Origin of the sequence: Streptomyces sp. NPDC046870 (assembly GCF_040704595.1) — a bacterium.
In the GTDB taxonomy this organism is placed as follows: Bacteria; Actinomycetota; Actinomycetes; order Streptomycetales; family Streptomycetaceae; genus Streptomyces; species Streptomyces argyrophylli.
This window is the reverse complement of sequence record NZ_JBEYXM010000017.1, coordinates 68,024-87,389: the sequence shown is the minus strand read 5'-3', so window position 1 is coordinate 87,389 and position 19,366 is coordinate 68,024. Positions and strand designations below refer to the sequence as shown.

Below are 19,366 nucleotides of genomic sequence, written 5' to 3'. Positions count from 1 at the left end.
GCGGGCGGGTTGCGGGATCCGCTGTGGGCGTACGCCCCGCGGGAACTTCGCCGACGCCCCGCACGCTTTGCATACAGTGGCAGGAACGGCAGGAAAACCGCGGTTTCCATCAACCGCCTCCGCTCGCGAAGGGACGTACATGCCCATGGGTCACACGACCACAGCCGAGGCAGGCTCCGGGGGCCTGACAGCGACCGAGCACCGCCTGGCCAACGGTCTGCGCGTGGTGCTCTCCGAGGACCACCTGACCCCGGTGGCGGCGGTCTGCCTCTGGTACGACGTCGGCTCCCGCCACGAAGTCAAGGGGCGTACCGGCCTGGCTCACCTTTTCGAGCACCTGATGTTCCAGGGCTCGGCGCAGGTCAAGGGCAACGGCCACTTCGAGCTGGTGCAGGGCGCCGGCGGCTCGCTGAACGGCACCACCAGCTTCGAGCGGACCAACTACTTCGAGACCATGCCCGCCCACCAGCTGGAGCTGGCGCTCTGGCTGGAGGCGGACCGCATGGGCTCGCTGCTGGCCGCCCTGGACGAGGAGTCCATGGAGAACCAGCGCGACGTCGTCAAGAACGAGCGCCGCCAGCGCTACGACAACGTCCCGTACGGCACCGCCTTCGAGAAGCTGACGGCGCTCTCCTACCCGGAGGGCCACCCGTACCACCACACGCCGATCGGCTCGATGGCGGACCTGGACGCGGCGACCCTGGAGGACGCCCGCCAGTTCTTCCGCACCTACTACGCGCCCAACAACGCGGTGCTCTCCGTGGTCGGCGACATCGACCCCCAGCAGACCCTCGCCTGGATCGAGAAGTACTTCGGCTCGATCCCGTCCCACGACGGCAAGCCCGCCCCGCGCGACGGCTCCCTGCCGGACGTCATCGGCGAGCAGAAGCGCGAGGTCGTCGTGGAGGAGGTCCCGGCGCGCGCCCTGATGGCCGCCTACCGGCTCCCGCACGACGGCACGCGCGCGTGCGACGCGGCCGACCTCGCCCTGACCATCCTGGGCGGCGGCGAGTCCTCCCGCCTGTACAACCGGCTGGTGCGCCGGGACCGGACGGCCGTCGCGGCCGGCTTCGGTCTGCTGCGCCTGGCCGGTGCTCCCTCCATGGGCTGGCTGGACGTGAAGACCTCCGGTGACGTCGAGGTGCCGGTCATCGAGGCCGCCATCGACGAGGAGCTGGCCCGGTTCGCCGCTGAGGGCCCCACGCCCGAGGAGATGGAGCGCGCCCAGGCCCAGCTGGAGCGCGAGTGGCTGGACCGGCTCGGCACGGTCGCCGGCCGCGCCGACGAACTGTGCCGGTACGCGGTCCTGTTCGGCGACCCGCAGCTCGCCCTGACCGCCGTCCAGCGCGTCCTGGAGGTGAGCCCGCAGGAGGTCCAGGAGGTCGCCCAGGCCCGCCTGCGCCCCGACAACCGCGCGGTCCTCGTGTACGAGCCGAAGTCCCCGGAGGCCGCCCCGGACGCCGGGGTCCCCGAGGACCCCGAGCACGAAGCGACCGTAGAGGCGGGCCGCGAAGAGACCGAGAACGAGGAGACGGCCAAGTGACCGAGCTCGCCACCATGGACTTCCACCCCCAGCCGCGGCCCGGCGAGGCCAAGCCGTGGGCGTTCCCGGCGCCCGAGCGCGGCACGCTGGACAACGGCCTGACCGTGCTGCGCTGCCACCGCCCGGGCCAGCAGGTCGTCGCCGTCGAGGTGCTGCTGGACGCGCCGCTGGACGCCGAGCCGGCCGGCCTGGACGGCGTCGCCACGATCATGGCGCGGGCCTTCTCCGAGGGCACCGACAAGCACTCCGCCGAGGAGTTCGCCGCCGAGCTGGAGCGCGCGGGCGCCACCCTCGACGCGCACGCCGACCACCCCGGGGTCCGGCTCAGCCTGGAGGTCCCGGCCTCCCGCCTGGCCAAGGGCCTCGTCCTGCTCGCCGATGCCCTGCGCGCGCCCGCCTTCGCCGCGAGCGAGGTGGAGCGGCTGGTCCGCAACCGCCTGGACGAGATCCCGCACGAGCTGGCCAACCCCTCCCGCCGGGCCGCCAAGGAACTCTCCAAGGAGCTGTTCCCGGCAACCTCGCGCATGTCCCGTCCGCGCCAGGGCACCGAGGAGACGGTCGAGAAGATCGACGAGGCGGCCGTACGCGCCTTCTACGACCGTCATGTGCGGCCCGCCACGGCCACCGCGGTCGTCGTCGGCGACCTGACCGGCGCCGACCTGGACGCGCTGCTGGACGACACCCTGGGCGCGTGGACCGGCACCCCGGGCGAGCCCCGGCCGGTGCCGCCGGTGACCGCCGACGACACCGGGCGCGTGGTCATCGTGGACCGGCCCGGCGCGGTCCAGACCCAGCTGCTCATCGGCCGGATCGGGCCCGACCGCCACGACCGGGTGTGGCCCGCCCAGGTGCTCGGCACGTACTGCCTCGGCGGCACCCTCACCTCCCGCCTGGACCGCGTCCTGCGCGAGGAGAAGGGCTACACCTACGGCGTGCGCGCCTTCGGGCAGGTCCTTCGGTCCGCGCCGGACGGCACGGGCGCCGCGATGCTCGCCATCAGCGGCTCCGTGGACACCCCCAACACCGGCCCGGCGCTGGACGACCTGTGGAAGGTGCTGCGCACGGTCGCGGCGGACGGCCTGACCGACGCCGAGCGGGACGTCGCCGTGCAGAACCTGGTCGGTGTGGCGCCGCTGAAGTACGAGACCGCGGCGGCCGTCGCCGGCACGCTGGCCGACCAGGTCGAGCAGCACCTGCCCGACGACTTCCAGGCGACGCTGTACCAGCAGTTGGCGGCCACGGGCACGGTGGAGGCCACCGCGGCCGTCGTGAACGCCTTCCCGGTGGACCGCCTGGTGACCGTCCTCGTCGGTGACGCGTCGCAGATCAAGGCGCCGGTGGAGGCGCTGGGCATCGGTGAAGTGACCGTGGTGGCGGCCGAGTAGACGGCCACCGCGGCGGCCGGACGACGGCACGCGCGCGTGGGGCCCTGGTGACCTACGGGTCGTCAGGGCCCCACGGTGTTCCACTCCCTTCCTCAGATGCCCGTTTTGGGGCGGAGGTTGCCTGTCTGCCCTGTGGGATGCGCTACAAAAGCCGGGATGCGTTTGAGGATTGACAACGTGCTTGCGTAGCTTCGTCCGGGCTGTTCGTCAGGCAGTGCGCCGCACCCGCGGCACCGGACAGTCATCGCCGAGTCCCCGTACGGCGCGAGCCAGGGGAGCCGGGGACCCACCGTCCCTGGGGTGAATCGGGCGTCCGCGCGAGTGCGAGGAGGCCCGTAGGAGACCTTCCTGCTCCGAACCCGTCAGCTAACCCGGTAGGCGAGAGGGAAGGAAAGGACCAGCCACTTCATGGCGTTCATGTGCGCCACCGGGAAGCACCGCAAGCCCGGCCGGGTCAAGCGGACCACCGCCCAGGCGGCCGGCGTCGCGGCCCTCACCACCACCGGTGTGATCGGCACCCTCGCCGGCTCCCCGGCGCTCGCCGCCGAGAACACCGCGGAGCAGACCGGCCTCACCCCGGTCGTCGCCGCGTCCGAGGGCGTCGCCGACGAGATCGACGCGCAGGCCGCCGCGCAGCAGCAGGCCGCCGAGCAGAAGGCGGCCGAGGAGGCCGCGGCCAAGGCGGCGGCCGAGCGGGCGCAGAGGATCCGCGCCGAGAAGGTCCGGGCCGCCCGTGAGGCCGAGCGCAAGCGGCTGAACACCTTCGTCGCCCCGATCGCGCACTCCTACGTCTCCACCGCCTACCAGGCGAGCAGCTCCCTGTGGAGCTCCGGTGCGCACACCGGCATCGACTTCCACGCGGCCAGCGGCACGGCCGTCCACGCGGTGGGCTCCGGCACGGTGGTCTCCGCCGGCTGGGGCGGCGCGTACGGCAACCAGGTCGTGATCCGCATGGCCGACGGCATGTACACCCAGTACGGCCACCTGTCGTCCATCGCGGTCACGGTGGGCCAGAAGGTCGTCCCGGGCCAGCAGATCGGCCTGTCCGGGGCCACGGGCCACGTCACGGGCCCGCACCTGCACTTCGAGGCGCGCACGACCCCCGAGTACGGCTCGGACGTCGACCCCGTCGCCTACCTCCGCAAGCACGGCGTGAACGTCTGACGCCGACCGCACGGCTGTCCGAGGCCCCGGCTCACCGAGCCGGGGCTTTCGCCTTTTTACCGGTGGCCGCCGGACCGCTGTCCAAAAAATAGCCATGGATTAGGGCCCGCCGTCGGAAATTCCGGCTCATTGGAATAGAGTCACGGAACACACGTCCATCGTCGACGTTTCACGGGGATTAAGGCGGAGGTCGGTCATGCGTATTCCGGCGCACTCGGTGTGCACGGCCATCCGGGACGACATCGTCGCGGGTGTCCACGAGCGCGGCAGCCGCCTCACCGAGGAAGTCCTGGCCCGCCGCTACGGCGTCTCACGCGTCCCCGTGCGCGAGGCCCTGCGCACCCTGGAGGCCGAGGGCTTCGTGGTGACGCGCCGGCACGCGGGCGCGTGCGTGGCCGAGCCGACCGAGCAGGAGGCCGCCGACCTGCTGGAGATGCGGACGCTGCTGGAGCCGCTGGGCGCCGCCCGGGCCGCCCAGCGGCGTACGGAGGCGCATCTGAAGGTGCTGCGCGGTCTGGTCCGGCTGGGCCAGGAGCGGGCCCGCAGGGGCAGCAACGAGGACCTGCGCTCGTTGGGCGGCTGGTTCCACGAGACGCTCGCCCAGGCCTCCGGCAGCACCTCGCTGACCTCGGTGCTCACCCAGCTGCGGCACAAGATCGCGTGGATGTACACGGTGGAGGCGCCGGTCAGCCCGGTCGAGTCCTGGACGGAGCACGGTGCCATCGTGGACGCGGTGGCCCGCGGCGACGCCGAGCGCGCGCGGGCGCTCACGACGCTGCACGCCGAGCGTGCGACGGGCTCGCACCGGCTGCGGTTCTCTCCCGCCACGGAGCGCGTGAGGACTTCGCAACATGCCGTAAACATGTCGGGCCCGCGGCTTTAACAAGCGCACCGTATACAAAGAGGAGTTATTCTCGGGGCGGGGTATTTCCTGCTGCCAGAATTCGTCGTGCGAGAAATTCCCGGGCGGTCCGCCGGCCGCTGGCGGGCGGTAAATCGACGTGCGTCGGGCGGGTGCGCCCGCATACGGCGAAGCCGCGCCGCCCTGACAAGGCGAACGCGGCTCCGGCGTTTCGTGCGGTGCTCGCTCAGACGGTCTCGGGCAGCTCGTCCAGGCCCTCGGAGACCAGCTTGGCCAGACGGTCCAGGGCGGCGTCGGCGCCCTCGGCGTCGGAGGCGAGGACGATCTCCTCGCCACCCTGGGCACCCAGGCCCAGGACGGCCAGCATGGAGGCCGCGTTGACGGGGTTGCCCCCGGCCTTGGCGATCGTCACCGGGACGCCTGTGGCCGTGGCGGCTCGGACGAAGATGGAGGCGGGGCGGGCGTGGAGGCCCTCGGCCCAGCCGACGTTGACGCGGCGCTCAGCCATGTGTTGCTGCCCTTCGGTGTTCAGGTTGTCTAGACCAGTTTCCCATATCGTGAAGCGTGTCCGGAGCGGACGTGCGTCCCCTCCGGTGTGGCACCGGACCGCGGCCTCGGTCCGGCGTCCCGTCCTCCACAGACTGCCTCGCGCCGTTGTCGGACGCGAGCCGTACTCTGGGGCCCATGCAGACCTCGGCGGACCGGCAGGACCGGCACCAGTACCCCGCCCACTGGGAGGCGGACGTGGTGCTGCGCGACGGTGGTACCGCGCGCATCAGGCCCATCACCGTTGATGACGCCGACCGCCTGGTCAGTTTCTACGAGCAGGTCTCGGACGAGTCGAAGTACTACCGCTTCTTCGCGCCGTACCCACGGCTCTCCGCCAAGGACGTCCACCGCTTCACGCACCACGACTTTGTGGACCGGGTGGGACTCGCGGCCACCATCGGCGGCGAGTTCATCGCCACCGTACGCTATGACCGCATCGGCACCGACGGCATGCCCGCGTCCGCGCCCGCCGACGACGCCGAGGTCGCCTTCCTGGTGCAGGACGCCCACCAGGGCCGCGGCGTCGCCTCCGCCCTGCTGGAGCACATCGCGGCCGTCGCGCGCGAGCGGGGCATCCGCCGCTTCGCCGCCGAGGTGCTGCCCGCCAACACCAAGATGATCAAGGTGTTCACGGACGCCGGCTACACCCAGAAGCGCAGCTTCGAGGACGGCGTCGTCCGCCTCGAGTTCGACCTCGAACCCACCGACCGCTCCCTCGCCGTGCAGCGCGCGCGCGAGCAGCGCGCCGAGGCCCGTTCCGTACGGCGGCTCCTCGCGCCCGGCTCCGTCGCCGTCGTCGGCGTCGGCCGCGCCCCCGGCGGGGTGGGCCGCGGCGTCCTCGGCAACCTCCGCGACGCCGGCTACCCCGGCCGCCTGCACGCCGTGAACAAGGCCTTCCCGGACGACCTCAAGGAGATCGACGGGGTGCCCGCGCACCGCTCGGTGCGGGACATCGACGGGCCGGTCGACCTGGCCGTCGTCGCCGTACCGGCCGCGCACGTGCCCGCCGTGGTCGCCGAGTGCGGGGAACACGGCGTCCAGGGGCTGGTCGTGCTCTCGGCCGGGTACGCCGAGAGCGGGCCCGAGGGGCGCGAGCGGCAACGGGCCCTCGTGCGGGCCGCGCGCGCGTACGGCATGCGGATCATCGGCCCGAACGCCTTCGGCGTCATCAACACCGCCCCGGACGTCCGGCTGAACGCCTCGCTCGCCCCCGAGATGCCCCGCCCCGGCCCCATCGGACTGTTCGCCCAGTCCGGCGCCATCGGCATCGCCCTGCTCTCCCGGCTGCACCGGCGCGGCGGGGGCGTCACCGGCGTCACCGGCGTCTCCACCTTCGTGTCCGCCGGCAACCGCGCCGACGTCTCCGGCAACGACGTCCTCCAGTACTGGTACGACGACCCCGAGACCGACGTCGTCCTCATGTACCTGGAGTCGATCGGCAACCCCCGCAAGTTCACCCGCCTCGCCCGGCGGACGGCGGCGGCCAAACCCCTCGTGGTGGTGCAGGGGACCGGCACGGCACCGCAGGGACACGCGGTGCGGGCCACCCGGCTGCCGTACGAGACCGTCTCCGCGCTCCTGCGGCAGGCCGGTGTGATCCGGGTCGACACGATCACCGAACTGGTCGACGCGGGCCTGCTCCTCGCGCGGCAGCCGCTGCCCGCCGGACCGCGCGTGGCCATCCTCGGCAACTCCGAGTCGCTGGGCGTGCTGACCTACGACCGCTGCCTCGCCGAGGGACTGCGGCCCGCGCGGCCGGTGGACCTGACGACCGGGGCGACGGCGGAGGACTTCCACCGGGCGCTCGCCGCCGCGCTGGCCGACGGCACGAACGACGCCGTCGTCGTCACGGCGATCCCCGCGATAGGGGAGAGTTCGCCGGGGGACGCGGAGCTGGCGGAGGCGCTGCGCTCCGCTGCGGCGGCGGTGCCGGGCAAACCGGTGCTCGTGGTGCACGTGGAGCTGGGGGGACTGGCGCAAGCGTTGTCGGCGGCGGCGAGCACCGCCCCGGGAGCCGTCGAGAAGGCGCCCGGCACCGAGGGGGCGGCGGTCCCCGCCCCGCTCACCACCCCGCCCGAGGGCACCCACCTCATCCCCGCCTACCCCGCCGCCGAACGTGCCGTCCGCGCCCTCGCCGAAGCCGTGAAGTACGCGCAGTGGCGGCGGGAGGCGGCCGATCCCGGGAAGGTGCCCGAGTACGACGACATCGACGAGAAGGGCGCGGCCCGGCTGATCGGCGAGCTGCTCGCGCGCGGGCAGGGGCTCACCATCTCCGACGCGGAGACCTGTGAGCTGCTCGCCAGGTACGGCATACCCGTGCGCCGGGCCCTGCCCGCACTCACCCCGGACGCCGCCGTCGAGGCCGCCCGCACGCTCGGCTACCCGGTCGCCCTCAAGGCCACCGCCCCGCACCTCAGGCACCGCGCCGACCTGGGCGGTGTCCGTCTCGACCTCGCGGACGAGGAGCAACTGCTGCGGGCGTACGCCGAGTTGACCGAGCTGTTCGGGCTGCCGGAGGAGCTGCGGCCCGTGGTGCAGGGCATGGCACCGCGCGGCGTCGACACGGTCGTACGGGCCGTGATCGACCCGGCGGCCGGTGCCGTGCTGTCCTTCGGCCTGGCCGGGGCCGCCTCGCAGCTGCTCGGCGACATGGCCCACCGGCTCATCCCCGTCACCGACCGGGAGGCGACCTCGCTGGTGCGGTCGATCCGGACGGCACCGCTGCTGTTCGGCTGGCGCGGCTCCACCCCGGTGGACACCCCGGCCCTGGAGGAACTGCTGCTGCGGGTGTCGCGGCTGGTCGACGACCACCCGGAGGTGGTCGCGGTCACCCTGGAGCCGGTCGTCGTCGCCCCCCACGGGGCCAGCGTGCTCGGCGCCACCGTACGGCTCGCGCCGCCGCCCGCCCGTGACGACCTCGGCCCGCGCACCCTGCCGGCCTACTGAGCGGGGCGGGGGGGGGAACACATGGAGACCGCCGCACGGAAGCCGCCGGCGGGCAGCCGGCGGGACGGGGAGACCGTCGCCCGAGACCCGGGGCTCGTGCCGGGACCCCCGCGCGGACACCGTGTCGCGTGCGGTCCCGGCGTCGACGCGCCCCTCGACGTCGTGCTCGAAGCGGACGCCGGAGGCCGGGAGGCCGTGTGCCGCCCGGTGGCCGGCGGGGGGCTGGAGGCCGGGCCGGGGCTCGTGCCGCGGCCCCCGCGCGCGGACGCACAGGGCGCCACCGGTCCGCGCGACTGGCCCGGACCCCCCTTGCCCACGGATTAGGATGGACGCCATGGCCAAGACCAGTACGACGACCCAGGGGCTGCGCGCGGCGATCGAGCGCAGCGGCTACTACCCGGCCCTCGTGGCCGAGGCGGTGGAGGCCGCTGTGGGCGGCGAGCCCATCCGGTCGTACCTGGTCCACCAGGAGACCACGTTCGACCAGAACGAGGTGCGCCGGCACGTCACCGTGCTGGTCCTGACCGGCAACCGCTTCATCGTCAGCCACACCGACGAGCAGGCCGCCGACAGCACGTCCCCGACGCCGTACGCCACCACCTCCACCGAGTCGGTGAAGCTCGACCGGATCTCCTCGGTCGTGGTCAGCCGGGTCGTCGCGAACCCCGAGCAGTACACACCGGGCACCCTGCCCCGCGAGGTCGTGCTGACCATCGGCTGGGGTGCGGTCAGCCGCATCGACCTGGAGCCCGCCGCCTGCGGCGACCCCAACTGCGACGCCGACCACGGCTACACGGGCAGCTCCACGGCGGACGACCTCAGCCTGCGCGTCAGCGAGGCCGGGGACGGCCCGGAGACGGTGCGCCAGGCGCTCGCCTTCGCGCAGGCCATCTCGGAGGCGACCGCGGACGTCACGCGCTGATGTCCCAGCTCTCCGCCTGGGACCACCCGGAACCCCTCGCCCTCGACACCGCGCCGCTGCCCGAGTACGGCAGCGGCTCCCTCGCCGACCTGCTGCCCACCCTGGCCGCCGGCATGGGCGTGCCCGGCCTGACCGCCACGATCGGGGAACTCACCCCCGCCGACCGGGTCTGCGTCTTCCTGGTCGACGGCCTCGGCTGGGAACAGCTGAAGGCCCACCCGGACGAGGCCCCGTTCCTGACGTCCCTGCTCGGCAGCTCACGCGGCGGCACCGGCCGTCCGCTCACCGCCGGGTACCCGGCGACCACCGCGACCTCCCTCGCCTCCGTCGGCACCGGCCTGCCGCCCGGCGCCCACGGCCTGCCCGGCTACGCAGTGCGCAACCCGGACACCGGCGCGCTGATGAACCAGCTCCGCTGGCAGCCGTACACCGAACCGCGCCCCTGGCAGCCGTACCCCACCGTCTTCGAGCTCGCCCACCAGGCCGGGGTGCACGCCGCCCAGGTGTCCTCGCCCGCCTTCGAGCACACCCCGCTCACCAAGGTGGCGCTCAGCGGCGGCAGCTTCCACGGACGGCTCACCGGCGAGGAACGCATGGATGTCGCGGCCGGGCAACTGGCCGCCGCGGACCGCGCGCTGGTGTACACGTACTACGCCGAACTGGACGGCTCCGGACACCGCTACGGCATCGCCTCCGACACCTGGCGCGGCCAGCTGATGTACGTCGACCGGCTCGTCCAGCGCCTCGCGGAGCAACTGCCGCCGCGCAGCGCCCTCTACGTCACCGCCGACCACGGCATGGTCGACATCCCGTTCGACGAGCGGCACCGCATCGACTTCGACGAGGACTGGGAACTGCGCGCCGGGGTCGCCCTGCTGGGCGGCGAGGGCCGGGCCCGGCACGTGTACGCGGTGCCGGGCGCCGAGAACGACGTGCTGACGGTGTGGCGCGAGGTGCTCGGGGAGCAGTTCTGGGTGGCCTCGCGGGACGAGGCCATCGCGGCCGGCTGGTTCGGGCGGCCCGGCGAGTGCGACGAGCGCGTGTACCCGCGGATCGGGGACGTGGTCGCCGCCGCGCACGACGACGTGCTGATCATCGCGTCCGAACGGGAGCCCAAGGAGTCGGCGCTGGTCGGCAACCACGGCTCGATGACCCCGGCCGAGCAGCTGGTCCCGCTGCTCGAAGTACGCTCCTGAACCGTCCCCCGCCCCCCGTCTTCCGCGACTCGCCGAAAGGTGCTCAACTCCTCATGCCCGAGCTGGTGTTCTTCTCCGGAACGATGGACTGCGGGAAGTCGACGCTGGCTCTGCAGATCGAGCACAACCGCTCCGCGCGCGGCCTCGCGGGCATGATCTTCACCCGGGACGACCGCGCCGGCGAGGGCAAGCTGTCCTCCCGGCTGGGCCTGGTCACCGACGCGGTGGAGGTCGAGGACCGCCAGGACCTGTACGCCTATCTGGTGGACCACCTCTCGCGGGGCGGCCGGGCCGACTACGTGATCGCGGACGAGGCGCAGTTCCTCGCCCCCGAGCAGATCGACCAGCTCGCGCGCGTCGTGGACGATCTCGGCCTGGACGTGTTCGCCTTCGGCATCACCACCGACTTCCGCTCCAAGCTGTTCCCCGGCTCCCAGCGGCTGGTGGAGCTGGCCGACCGGATCGAGGTGCTCCAGGTGGAGGCGCTGTGCTGGTGCGGCGCCCGCGCCACGCACAACGCCCGCACGATAGACGGCGAGATGGTGGTCGAGGGCGCCCAGGTGGTCGTCGGCGACGTCAACCAGTCGGCGGGCCAGGTCGGCTACGAGGTGCTGTGCCGGCGCCACCACCGGCGCCGGATGACCGCGGCGACGGCCCGCGCGGCGGCCCTGTCCCCGGACGTGCTGCCCGTCCCGTCCTCCGGAACCCCCTGACTGCTCAGCGCTGCTCCTGGACCACCGAGAACTCGGCGCCCTCCGGGTCCGCCACCGTCGCCAGCCGCCCGTGCGGGCCGTCGTGGGCCGGCTTGAGGATCCGGCCGCCCAGACCGGTGACCTGCCGCAGCGTCTCGGCGAGGTCGGCGACCTCGAAGTACGTCTGCCAGTACGGCCCCCGGTCCCGGGGCAGCGCGTGGCCCACGCCGTGCAGCCCCGCCACCGGCCGGCCGTCGAGGCGCAGGGTCAGATAGTCGAAGTCGGCGGAGACCACCGGCTCCTCCTCGTAGCCGAACACGCTCCGGTAGAACTTGGCGACGCTCTCCGTCTCCAGGGTGACCAGTTCGTTCCAGACGGGCGTGCCGGGGACGCCGGTGACCGGCGTGCCGAGGTGCGCGGAGTTCTGCCAGATCCCGAACACCGCCCCGGAGGGGTCGGAGGCGATGGCCATCCGTCCGGCCTCGGCCGCGTCCAGCGGCCCGACGGCCAGTGTGCCGCCGCACAGCCGTACGGTGTCCGCGGTGCGGTCCACGTCGTCCGAGGCGAAGTACGGCGTCCAGGCGACCGGCAGCCGGCGGTCCGGCGGCAACTGGCCCATGCCGGCGACCTCGCGCCCGTCCAGCAGCGCCCGCACATACGGCCCGAGCTGCTGCGGGCCCGGCAGGAACTCCCAGCCGAACAGCTCACCGTAGAACTCCTCGGTGGCGTCCAGGGCGTGCACCATCAGGCTCACCCAGCAGGGTGTGCCGGGCACGCGCCGTGCGTGCGGACCGGCCGGCTCCCGTGCCTCGGTCATCGATCACTCTCTCCCCGGCCCCTCGTGGTGGCCGTGTCGCTTCCGCTCCCCGGAAGGGTGTCCGCGCTGGTGGCGCGTACGCCCGTGCCGGTGCCCGCATCCTCCGGGGTGCCGTGGGGCCGTACCGCGCCGCTCGGCCGTACGTCCGGGAGGATGCCCGGTCTGCCGTCTTTCGCCGTTTCCTGACGATGGCCGGCGGGTGTCCGTCGGCAGTACAGCACGTGCTCGTTCACCTACGTGCTGTGATCGAGCCTGTCCGGCCGAGCAGAGTAGCGGGACCTGGACGCCGCGGCCACCCCTGGCGTAAGGATGGACGCCATGACAGCCATCATCACCGCATCCGAACTCGCACACGAGCTGACCGCCGGCGACCCGCCGGTGCTGCTGGACGTGCGCTGGCAGCTGAGCACGGCGAAGGCGGGCGCGCCGCCCTTCGACGGGCGGGCCGAGTACGCGGCCGGTCACCTGCCCGGCGCGGTCTTCGTCGACCTGGACCGCGAGCTGGCCGCCGCGCCCGGCGCGCGCGGCCGGCACCCGCTGCCCGATCTGGCGGAGTTCGGTGCCGCGATGCGTCGCGCGGGCGTGTCGGCGGGCCGGCCGGTCGTGGTGTACGACGGCGGACAGGGCTGGGCCGCCGCGCGCGCGTGGTGGCTGCTGCGCTGGACGGGTCACCCGGACGTGCGGGTGCTCGACGGAGGGTTGCCGTCCTGGGAGGGCGAGCTGTCCACCGCGGTGCCGGCCCCGGCCGAGGGCGACTTCGAGCCGGCGCCGGGTGCGCCGGGGCTGCTGGACGCGGACGGCGCCGCGGCCCTCGCCCGCACGGGTGTGCTGCTGGACGCGCGCGCGGGGGAGCGGTACCGCGGTGAGGTGGAGCCGATCGACCGGGTCGGCGGGCACATCCCGGGCGCGGTGTCGGCGCCGACGGCGGAGAACGTGGGCCCGGACGGCCGTTTCCTGCCCGCGGCGGAGCTGAGGGACCGCTTCAAGGCGCTGGGGGTGTCCGAGGACACCGAGGTGGGCGTGTACTGCGGTTCGGGTGTCTCCGCCGCCCATCAGGTCCTCGCGCTGGCGGTGGCGGGCATTCCGGCGGCCCTGTACGTCGGTTCCTGGTCCGAGTGGTCCGCGGACCCGTCCCGGCCGGTGGCGGTGGGCGCGGACCCGCAGTAACCGCACACCCGTTGGAGGGGGCACGCGCGCGTGCCCCCTCTTACGTCGGTGGAACCGTCCTACTCCTGCTTCTTGCGGCGCGTGCCGAACACGATCTCGTCCCAGCTCGGAACGGCGGCGCGGCGGCCGGGGCGGACGCCGTCGGCCTCGGCCTGGCGGTCGGTCGCGCCGATGAGCCGGTCGCGGTGGCTGCCGACGGAGCGCGGCATCAGGACGTCCGCGTAGGCGGAGCCGGCGGACGCGGCGGGTGCAGGCGGCTCCTCGGTGGCGGGCTCCTCCTCGGTGTCCTCCGAGGGCTCCGACGGGCGTTCCGGGACGACCAGGTCCCCCCGGAAGCTCGGCACGGCCTCCAGCAGGCTGGTCAGCGAGTCGCGTTCGCCCGTGCTCTCCTCGGCCGGCTCCGACGACTGGGCGGGCAGGCCGGGCCGCTCCCGGTCGCTCCGTTCGAGAGCGCGGTCCATGGTGCGCTCGCGCGGCAGCCGGGCGATCCTCGGGACGAACGGGAAGCTCGGCTCCGGCACGGCGAGGTCGTCGGACTCGCCGATCAGCGAGCGCGCCTCGTCGTCGACGGCCTGGACGAGCCGCCGGGGCGGGTCGTACGTCCAGCTCGCCGAGTGCGGTTCACCCGCGACCCGGTAGACGAGGAGCACCTCCCAGGTGCCGTCGTCGCGGCGCCAGGAGTCCCACTGCACGGTGTCCTTCTCGGCGCCGCGCAGCAACAGCCGCTCCTGCACGGCCTCGCCGAGCAGCGGGCCGGAGTTCTCGCCGGGGCGGCGGACCGGGGTCTTGCGGGCCCGCTCGGCCATGAAGGCGCGCTCGGCCAGCACCGGCCCCTCGAAGCGCCGTACCCGGTCGACGGGGATGCCGGCGAGCTGCGCGACCTCTTCCGCCGTGGCACCGGCTCGTATCCGCGCCTGGATGTCGCGCGGGCGCAGATGGCTCTCGACCTCGATCTCGATCTGGCCGAGGCGGGGCCGGTCGCCCCGGACGGCGGCGCGCAGCCGTTCGTCGATCGGAAGCGTGTACTCCGTAGAGTCGGCAGCCTTCAGCACCAGCCGTGTGCCGTCATTCGAGACGGCCACGACACGCAGTTCGGGCATGGGGACCTCCCGGGTGGTGCCTGCCGACGTCACGTGCGTCGCTGCTTCCGCTAGTCGAGTGTGGCCTGCCCGGGTGCAGCCTGCCACAACCTTGCCGAGTTGCCCGGCGTGTCGGGCACGGGCCCTGGACCGCCGTTATGGCACGGTTACCTGTTCGCAACGCTAAGTGACCAACTCCGTCACCCTGAGCAACTAGCCCCCTCCCGGCGATCCTGCAAGGCCGCGGACACCCTGGTGGGAGACCGGACCCAGGGCTCGCAACAGTACTCCATTCGGACCACGTGCGTGGATTGGCGCGCCGCCCAACTTCTGGCAAGGGGTGCGACTTGGCCGTCCGCAACCGGTTTTGTGGATCATGAACGTGGCGAACTTCACGCAATCGCCAGAAACGGAACTAATGGTTTCGTCCGTACGTCCCTTTCTCGTGCGGTCGGCCGGCCAATGTCGGCAACTGCGGCAAGTGCTCCATGAGGTGCGGGAAAGGCAGGCAAGTTCCGGGTATGCGTGAGACGCCCGATACAGGTCGGAAGCGGATCGACCTGAACGTCCCCCAGGTCGCGGGCAGCGCTCTCGCGGCGGTGGTGGCGGCCAAACTCGCTTCGTACTTCGGGGTGTACGGCACGATCCTCGGCGCCGGCGTCGTCAGCGTCGTCGCCACCTGCGGCGGATCGGTCTTCCAGCACTTCTTCAAGCGGACCGGGGAGCAGCTGCGGGAGAAGACCGTGGTGGCGGCCCGGCCGCCGGAGGAACGGGGGGCGCGGGCCCGGAGGCGGGAGACGGTTCCGCCGCCGGGCGAGTTCACCGAGGGCACCGTCTACCGCGCACGGGCCGGGGGCCGCCGCCGGCCGCTGGTCGCCGCCGCCCTGGTCTTCGGGGTCACGCTGGCCGGCATCACGGCGTACGAGCTGGTCTCCGGGAACAGTTTCAGCGGCGGTACGGGCACGACGGTCAGTGACGCCGTCACCGGCCGGGGCTCCTCCGGCGCCACGTCCGACCGGACGCCGGCCCCTTCGCGCACCCCCTCCCCGGAGCGCACACCGTCCGCCGGCGACGGCACGGGCCCGGGCGCGTCCCCCGCGCCCGGCGACTCATCCGGCGGCCGGCCGACCGGGCAGCCGGACTCCGGGCGGAGCGGGGAACCGGGCGGCGACCCGGCGACCCCGGTCCCCACGCCCAGTGCCCCCGGCCCGTCCGCCACGATGCCTACGCCCCCAGAACCCTCCGCAGATAGTCGTTCTGGAACAGCCGGTCCGGGTCCAGACGGTCCCGCAGCGCCGTGAACTCGCCGAAGCGCGGGTACACCCGGGAGAAGTACTCCGCGTCCCGCGTGTGCACCTTGCCCCAGTGCGGACGCCCCTCGTGCGCGGTGAGGATCCGCTCGGCGGCCGTGAAGTACGCCTGGTACGGCGTGCCCCGGAACATGTGGACGGCGATGTAGGCGCTGTCCCGGCCGGAGGCGGTGGACAGGGTGATGTCGTCGGCCGGGGCGGTGCGCACCTCGACCGGGAAGCTGACGCGCAGCCCGGAGCGGTCCACCATGGCCTTCAGTTCGCGCAGCGCCTCCACCAGGGCCGCGCGCGGGACGGCGTACTCCATCTCCACGAAGCGCACCCGGCGCGGTGAGGTGTAGACCCTGTACGGGATGTCCGTGTACGTCCGCGCGGACAGGGCCCTGCTGGAGACCTGCGCGATCGCCGGAACGGTCGCCGGGACCGCGCGGCCGACCCACTGGGCCACCTGGAAGACGCCGTTCGAGAGGAACTCGTCCTCGAACCAGCCCGCGAGCCGGCCCACCGGCTGCTCGGGGCCGGCGCTGCGGTTGTTCCGCTTGGTGTTGGTGTTGCCGGTGTGCGGGAACCAGTAGAACTCGAAGTGTTCGTTCTCGGCCCACAGCTGGTCGAACTCGGCGAGGACCCGCTCGAAGGACATGGGTTCCTCGCGCGCGGTGAGCAGGAAGAGCGGCTCCACGGCGAAGGTGACCGCGGTGACGACGCCCAGGGCGCCGAGCCCGATCCGGGCCGCCGCGAAGACCTCCGGGTTCTCCTTCTCGGAACAGGTGAGCACCGAGCCGTCGGCCGTGACCAGTTCCAGTGCCGTGATCTGGGCGGCGATGGAGCCCGACGTGCGGCCGGTGCCGTGGGTGCCCGTGCTGGTGGCACCCGACACGGTCTGCTCCATGATGTCGCCCATGTTGGTGAGCGAGAGGCCCTCGCGCGCGAGGGCGGCGTTGAGTCTCTTGAGCGGGGTGCCCGCCTCGACCGTGACCGTCATGGACGCCCGGTCGATGGTGCGTATACCGGTCAACAGTTGAGGGCGTATCAACACACCGTCCGTGGCGGCGATCGAGGTGAAGGAGTGCCCGGTGCCGACCGCCTTCACCCTCAGGCCGTCCTCCCGGGCCTGGCGCACCGCACCGGCCAGCTCCTCCACGGACGCCGGCGTGACCTGCCGGGCGGGCCGGGCGGAGACATTGCCGCCCCAGTTACGCCAGGTGCCGTTCTTCCCGCTCGCTGTGCTGCTCAACGGTGCCTCCCCGACCCGCGGCCGGCCTGCGCAGCCGGCGGTACCCGAGGAAACCGACCGCGACCGCGACGGCCCCGGAAACGGCCGGAACCCCGTACCCGGCCCGTGCCCCGGCCGCGTCGATCACCCAGCCGGCCACGGAGGAGCCGGCCGCGATGCCGACGGCGAGGCCGGTGCTCACCCAGGTCATGCCCTCGGTGAGCTGCGCGCGCGGTACGTGCTCTTCGATGAGGGACATCGTCGTGATCATCGTCGGTGCGATGGACAGCCCCGCAACGAACAGCGCCACGGCCAGAAGCGGCAGGTTTCCGACCAGTAGGAGGGGGATCATACTCACGGCCATCGCCGCCACGCCCAGCAACCAGCGTCGCTCGGGCGCACCGCTGAGGCGCAGCAGTCCGAAGACCACGCCCGCGACGCAGGAACCGGCCGCGTACAGCGCCAGAACCAGGCTCGCGGCGCCCTTGTGGCCGCGGTCGTCGGCGAAGGCGACGGTGACCACGTCCACGGCTCCGAAGATCGAACCGGTCGCCGCGAAGGTCGCCACCAGCACCTGGAGCCCCGGCGCGCGCAGGGCGCTGCCGCCGCCCCGCCGCTCGCGCGGATGCGGTTCCGGCTCGGTGGCGCGCTGGGAGGTCAGCCACAGGACGCCGGCCAGCAGGAAGCAGGCGGCGAGCAGCGGGCCCGCCTCCGGGAACCAGGCCGTGGACAGGCCGATGGAGATGATCGGCCCGAAGATGAAGCACACCTCGTCGACGACCGACTCGAACGAGTAGGCGGTGTGCAGCTTCGGGGTGCCCCGGTACAGCGCGGCCCAGCGGGCCCGGATCATCGCGCCCAGGCTCGGCACCGAGCCGATCCCGGCCGCGCAGACGAACAGCACCCAGTCCGGCCACCGGTAGTGGGCGGCGAGCAGCAGCCCGGCCGCCGCGAGCAGGGCTGCCAGGGTCGCGGGGCGCAGCACCCGGCGCTGCCCGTGCCGGTCCACGAGCCGGGAGATCCGCGGGCCGATCGCCGCGGCGGACAGCGCGATGGTGGCGGACAGGGCGCCCGCGAGGCCGTAGCGCCCGGTGAGCTGGGAGACCATCGTGACGACGCCGATGCCCATCATCGACAACGGCATCCGCCCGATGAATCCCGCGGCGGAGAAGGCCTTGGTGCCGGGCTCGGCGAACAGGGCTCTGTAGGGGCTGGGCACGTGGTCTCCGAAGCGGCTCGGTAAGGCGCGAATGCGGCTCATACAGCTTACGAGTCGGGGCAATCCGAGAACACCTGATATGACAACCGGAAAAACCGTCCCGAAGTGACCGGAAGCCGACTCTCCCCCCGCTGTTTCCCCGCTGTCGGTGCCGGGTGGGAGGATCGACGCATGCCAGACGCGCTCGATCCCACCCCGTACGACGCCCTGCTCCTGCTCTCCTTCGGTGGTCCCGAAGGCCCGGACGACGTGGTCCCGTTCCTGGAGAACGTCACGCGCGGGCGCGGTATCCCCAAGGAACGCCTCAAGGAGGTCGGGCAGCACTACTTCCTGTTCGGCGGGGTCAGCCCCATCAACGCCCAGAACCGCGCGCTGCTGGACGCCCTGCGCAAGGACTTCGCCGGCCACGGCCTTGACCTGCCGGTCTACTGGGGCAACCGCAACTGGGCGCCGTACCTGACGGACACCCTGCGCGAGATGGTCGCCGACGGCCGCCGCCGCGTTCTGGTCCTCGCCACCAGCGCCTACGCCTCCTACTCGGGCTGCCGCCAGTACCGGGAGAACCTCGCCGACGCGCTGGCCGCCCTGGAGGCCGAGGGCCTGGAGCCGCCGAGGATCGACAAGCTGCGGCACTACTTCAACCACCCCGGTTTCGTCGAGCCCATGATCGACGGCGTGCTGCGCTCCCTCGCCGACCTCCCCGAGGACGTCCGCGCGGGTGCCCACATCGCCTTCACCACCCACTCCATCCCGACCTCCGCCGCCGACACCTCCGGCCCCGTCGAGGCCCACGGCGAGGGCGGCGCCTACGTGGAGCAGCACCTGGACGTGGCCCGGCTGATCGCCGACGCCGTCCGCGAGCGCACCGGGATCGACCACCCCTGGCGGCTCGTCTACCAGTCCCGCTCCGGCGCCCCGCACATCCCCTGGCTGGAGCCGGACATCTGCGACCACCTGGAGGAGCGGCACGCCGCCGGTGTCCCGGCCGTCGTCATGGCCCCCATCGGCTTCGTCTCCGACCACATGGAGGTCCTCTACGACCTCGACACCGAGGCGACGGCCAAGGCCGGGGAGCTGGGCCTGCCGGTGCGCCGTTCGGCCACCGTGGGCGCCGACCCGCGGTTCGCCGCGGCCGTCCGCGAGCTGATCGTGGAGCGCGCCGCCGTGGAACGCGGCCAGGACACCGCGCCCTGCGCCCTGGGCGCGCTCGGCCCCAGCCACCACGTCTGCCCGGTCGGCTGCTGCCCGGCCCGCGCCCCGCGCCCCGCCGCCGCGGGCGCCGACAGCCCCTACGCGTGAGGA

The 19,366-nt window shown here is 73.2% G+C and carries 16 protein-coding genes and 1 riboswitch; of the genes, 11 read left to right on the top strand and 5 right to left on the bottom strand.

Annotated features, from left to right (window positions below; genetic code table 11):
• Positions 1-139 precede the first annotated feature (139 nt).
• The 4 genes from AB0946_RS29260 to AB0946_RS29245 all read left to right on the top strand — a co-directional run bounded on the left by AB0946_RS29260 (position 140) and on the right by AB0946_RS29245 (position 4,975).
• Entirely contained in the window at positions 140-1,543 is a 1,404-nt protein-coding gene (locus tag AB0946_RS29260; protein WP_366763659.1) for a pitrilysin family protein, read from the top strand.
• Positions 1,540-2,928: a pitrilysin family protein gene (locus AB0946_RS29255; protein WP_366763658.1), complete on the top strand. Its 1,389-nt coding sequence runs from the start codon at positions 1,540-1,542 to the stop codon at positions 2,926-2,928. Before AB0946_RS29260 ends, AB0946_RS29255 begins: the two co-directional genes overlap by 4 nt.
• A gap of 235 nt (positions 2,929-3,163) precedes the next feature.
• A riboswitch (cyclic di-AMP (ydaO/yuaA leader) is annotated at positions 3,164-3,324 on the top strand.
• A gap of 12 nt (positions 3,325-3,336) precedes the next feature.
• Positions 3,337-4,092, top strand: a complete 756-nt coding sequence (locus AB0946_RS29250; protein ID WP_366763657.1) for a M23 family metallopeptidase — start codon at positions 3,337-3,339, stop codon at positions 4,090-4,092.
• 196 nt (positions 4,093-4,288) lie between these two features.
• A complete protein-coding gene (locus AB0946_RS29245; protein ID WP_366763656.1) occupies positions 4,289-4,975 on the top strand; it encodes a GntR family transcriptional regulator in 687 nt (228 codons plus the stop codon).
• Between the two features lie 205 nt (positions 4,976-5,180).
• Here the strand turns inward: AB0946_RS29245 and AB0946_RS29240 are convergent, their stop codons facing one another.
• Positions 5,181-5,462, bottom strand: coding sequence for an HPr family phosphocarrier protein (locus AB0946_RS29240; RefSeq protein WP_171152168.1), 282 nt, complete (start codon positions 5,460-5,462; stop codon positions 5,181-5,183).
• 176 nt (positions 5,463-5,638) lie between these two features.
• Here AB0946_RS29240 and AB0946_RS29235 point away from each other — a divergent pair, with 176 nt between their 5' ends.
• The 4 genes from AB0946_RS29235 (at position 5,639) to AB0946_RS29220 (ending at position 11,280) form a co-directional block, all read left to right on the top strand.
• Positions 5,639-8,449, top strand: a complete 2,811-nt coding sequence (locus tag AB0946_RS29235; RefSeq protein WP_366763655.1) for a GNAT family N-acetyltransferase — start codon at positions 5,639-5,641, stop codon at positions 8,447-8,449.
• 325 nt (positions 8,450-8,774) lie between these two features.
• On the top strand, positions 8,775-9,371 hold the full coding sequence (locus AB0946_RS29230) for a DUF5998 family protein (protein WP_014675503.1): 597 nt from the start codon (positions 8,775-8,777) through the stop codon (positions 9,369-9,371).
• Positions 9,371-10,567, top strand: coding sequence for a nucleotide pyrophosphatase/phosphodiesterase family protein (locus AB0946_RS29225; RefSeq protein ID WP_366763654.1), 1,197 nt, complete (start codon positions 9,371-9,373; stop codon positions 10,565-10,567). The genes AB0946_RS29230 and AB0946_RS29225 overlap by 1 nt, the downstream gene beginning before the upstream one ends.
• Before the next feature lie 53 nt (positions 10,568-10,620).
• A complete protein-coding gene (locus AB0946_RS29220) occupies positions 10,621-11,280 on the top strand; it encodes a thymidine kinase (protein WP_171152162.1) in 660 nt (219 codons plus the stop codon).
• A 4-nt stretch (positions 11,281-11,284) separates the two neighbouring features.
• Here AB0946_RS29220 and AB0946_RS29215 read toward each other — a convergent pair whose 3' ends face one another.
• Positions 11,285-12,076: a VOC family protein gene (locus AB0946_RS29215; RefSeq protein WP_366763653.1), complete on the bottom strand. Its 792-nt coding sequence runs from the start codon at positions 12,074-12,076 to the stop codon at positions 11,285-11,287.
• 318 nt (positions 12,077-12,394) lie between these two features.
• On the opposite strand from AB0946_RS29215, the gene AB0946_RS29210 reads away from it, so the two are divergent.
• A complete protein-coding gene (locus AB0946_RS29210) occupies positions 12,395-13,243 on the top strand; it encodes a sulfurtransferase (RefSeq protein ID WP_366763652.1) in 849 nt (282 codons plus the stop codon).
• A gap of 59 nt (positions 13,244-13,302) precedes the next feature.
• Here AB0946_RS29210 and sepH read toward each other — a convergent pair whose 3' ends face one another.
• A complete protein-coding gene (sepH, locus tag AB0946_RS29205) occupies positions 13,303-14,343 on the bottom strand; it encodes a septation protein SepH (RefSeq protein ID WP_366763651.1) in 1,041 nt (346 codons plus the stop codon).
• Positions 14,344-14,843: 500 nt separating this feature from the next.
• Between sepH and AB0946_RS29200 the strand changes: the two genes are divergently transcribed.
• The gene (locus AB0946_RS29200; protein ID WP_366763650.1) at positions 14,844-15,623 is read left to right on the top strand and encodes a hypothetical protein; all 780 of its coding nucleotides are present in this window, start codon (positions 14,844-14,846) and stop codon (positions 15,621-15,623) included.
• On the opposite strand, the gene AB0946_RS29195 is transcribed toward AB0946_RS29200, so the two are convergent.
• Together AB0946_RS29195 and AB0946_RS29190 are read right to left on the bottom strand one after the other, a co-directional pair.
• Positions 15,547-16,866, bottom strand: coding sequence for a D-arabinono-1,4-lactone oxidase (locus AB0946_RS29195; RefSeq protein WP_366763649.1), 1,320 nt, complete (start codon positions 16,864-16,866; stop codon positions 15,547-15,549). The two genes, AB0946_RS29200 and AB0946_RS29195, sit on opposite strands and share 77 nt — an antisense overlap.
• A complete protein-coding gene (locus AB0946_RS29190; protein ID WP_366763648.1) occupies positions 16,826-18,064 on the bottom strand; it encodes an MFS transporter in 1,239 nt (412 codons plus the stop codon). The genes AB0946_RS29195 and AB0946_RS29190 overlap by 41 nt, the downstream gene beginning before the upstream one ends.
• 171 nt (positions 18,065-18,235) lie before the next feature.
• Between AB0946_RS29190 and AB0946_RS29185 the strand changes: the two genes are divergently transcribed.
• A complete protein-coding gene (locus tag AB0946_RS29185; RefSeq protein WP_366763647.1) occupies positions 18,236-19,363 on the top strand; it encodes a ferrochelatase in 1,128 nt (375 codons plus the stop codon).
• Positions 19,364-19,366 lie beyond the last annotated feature (3 nt).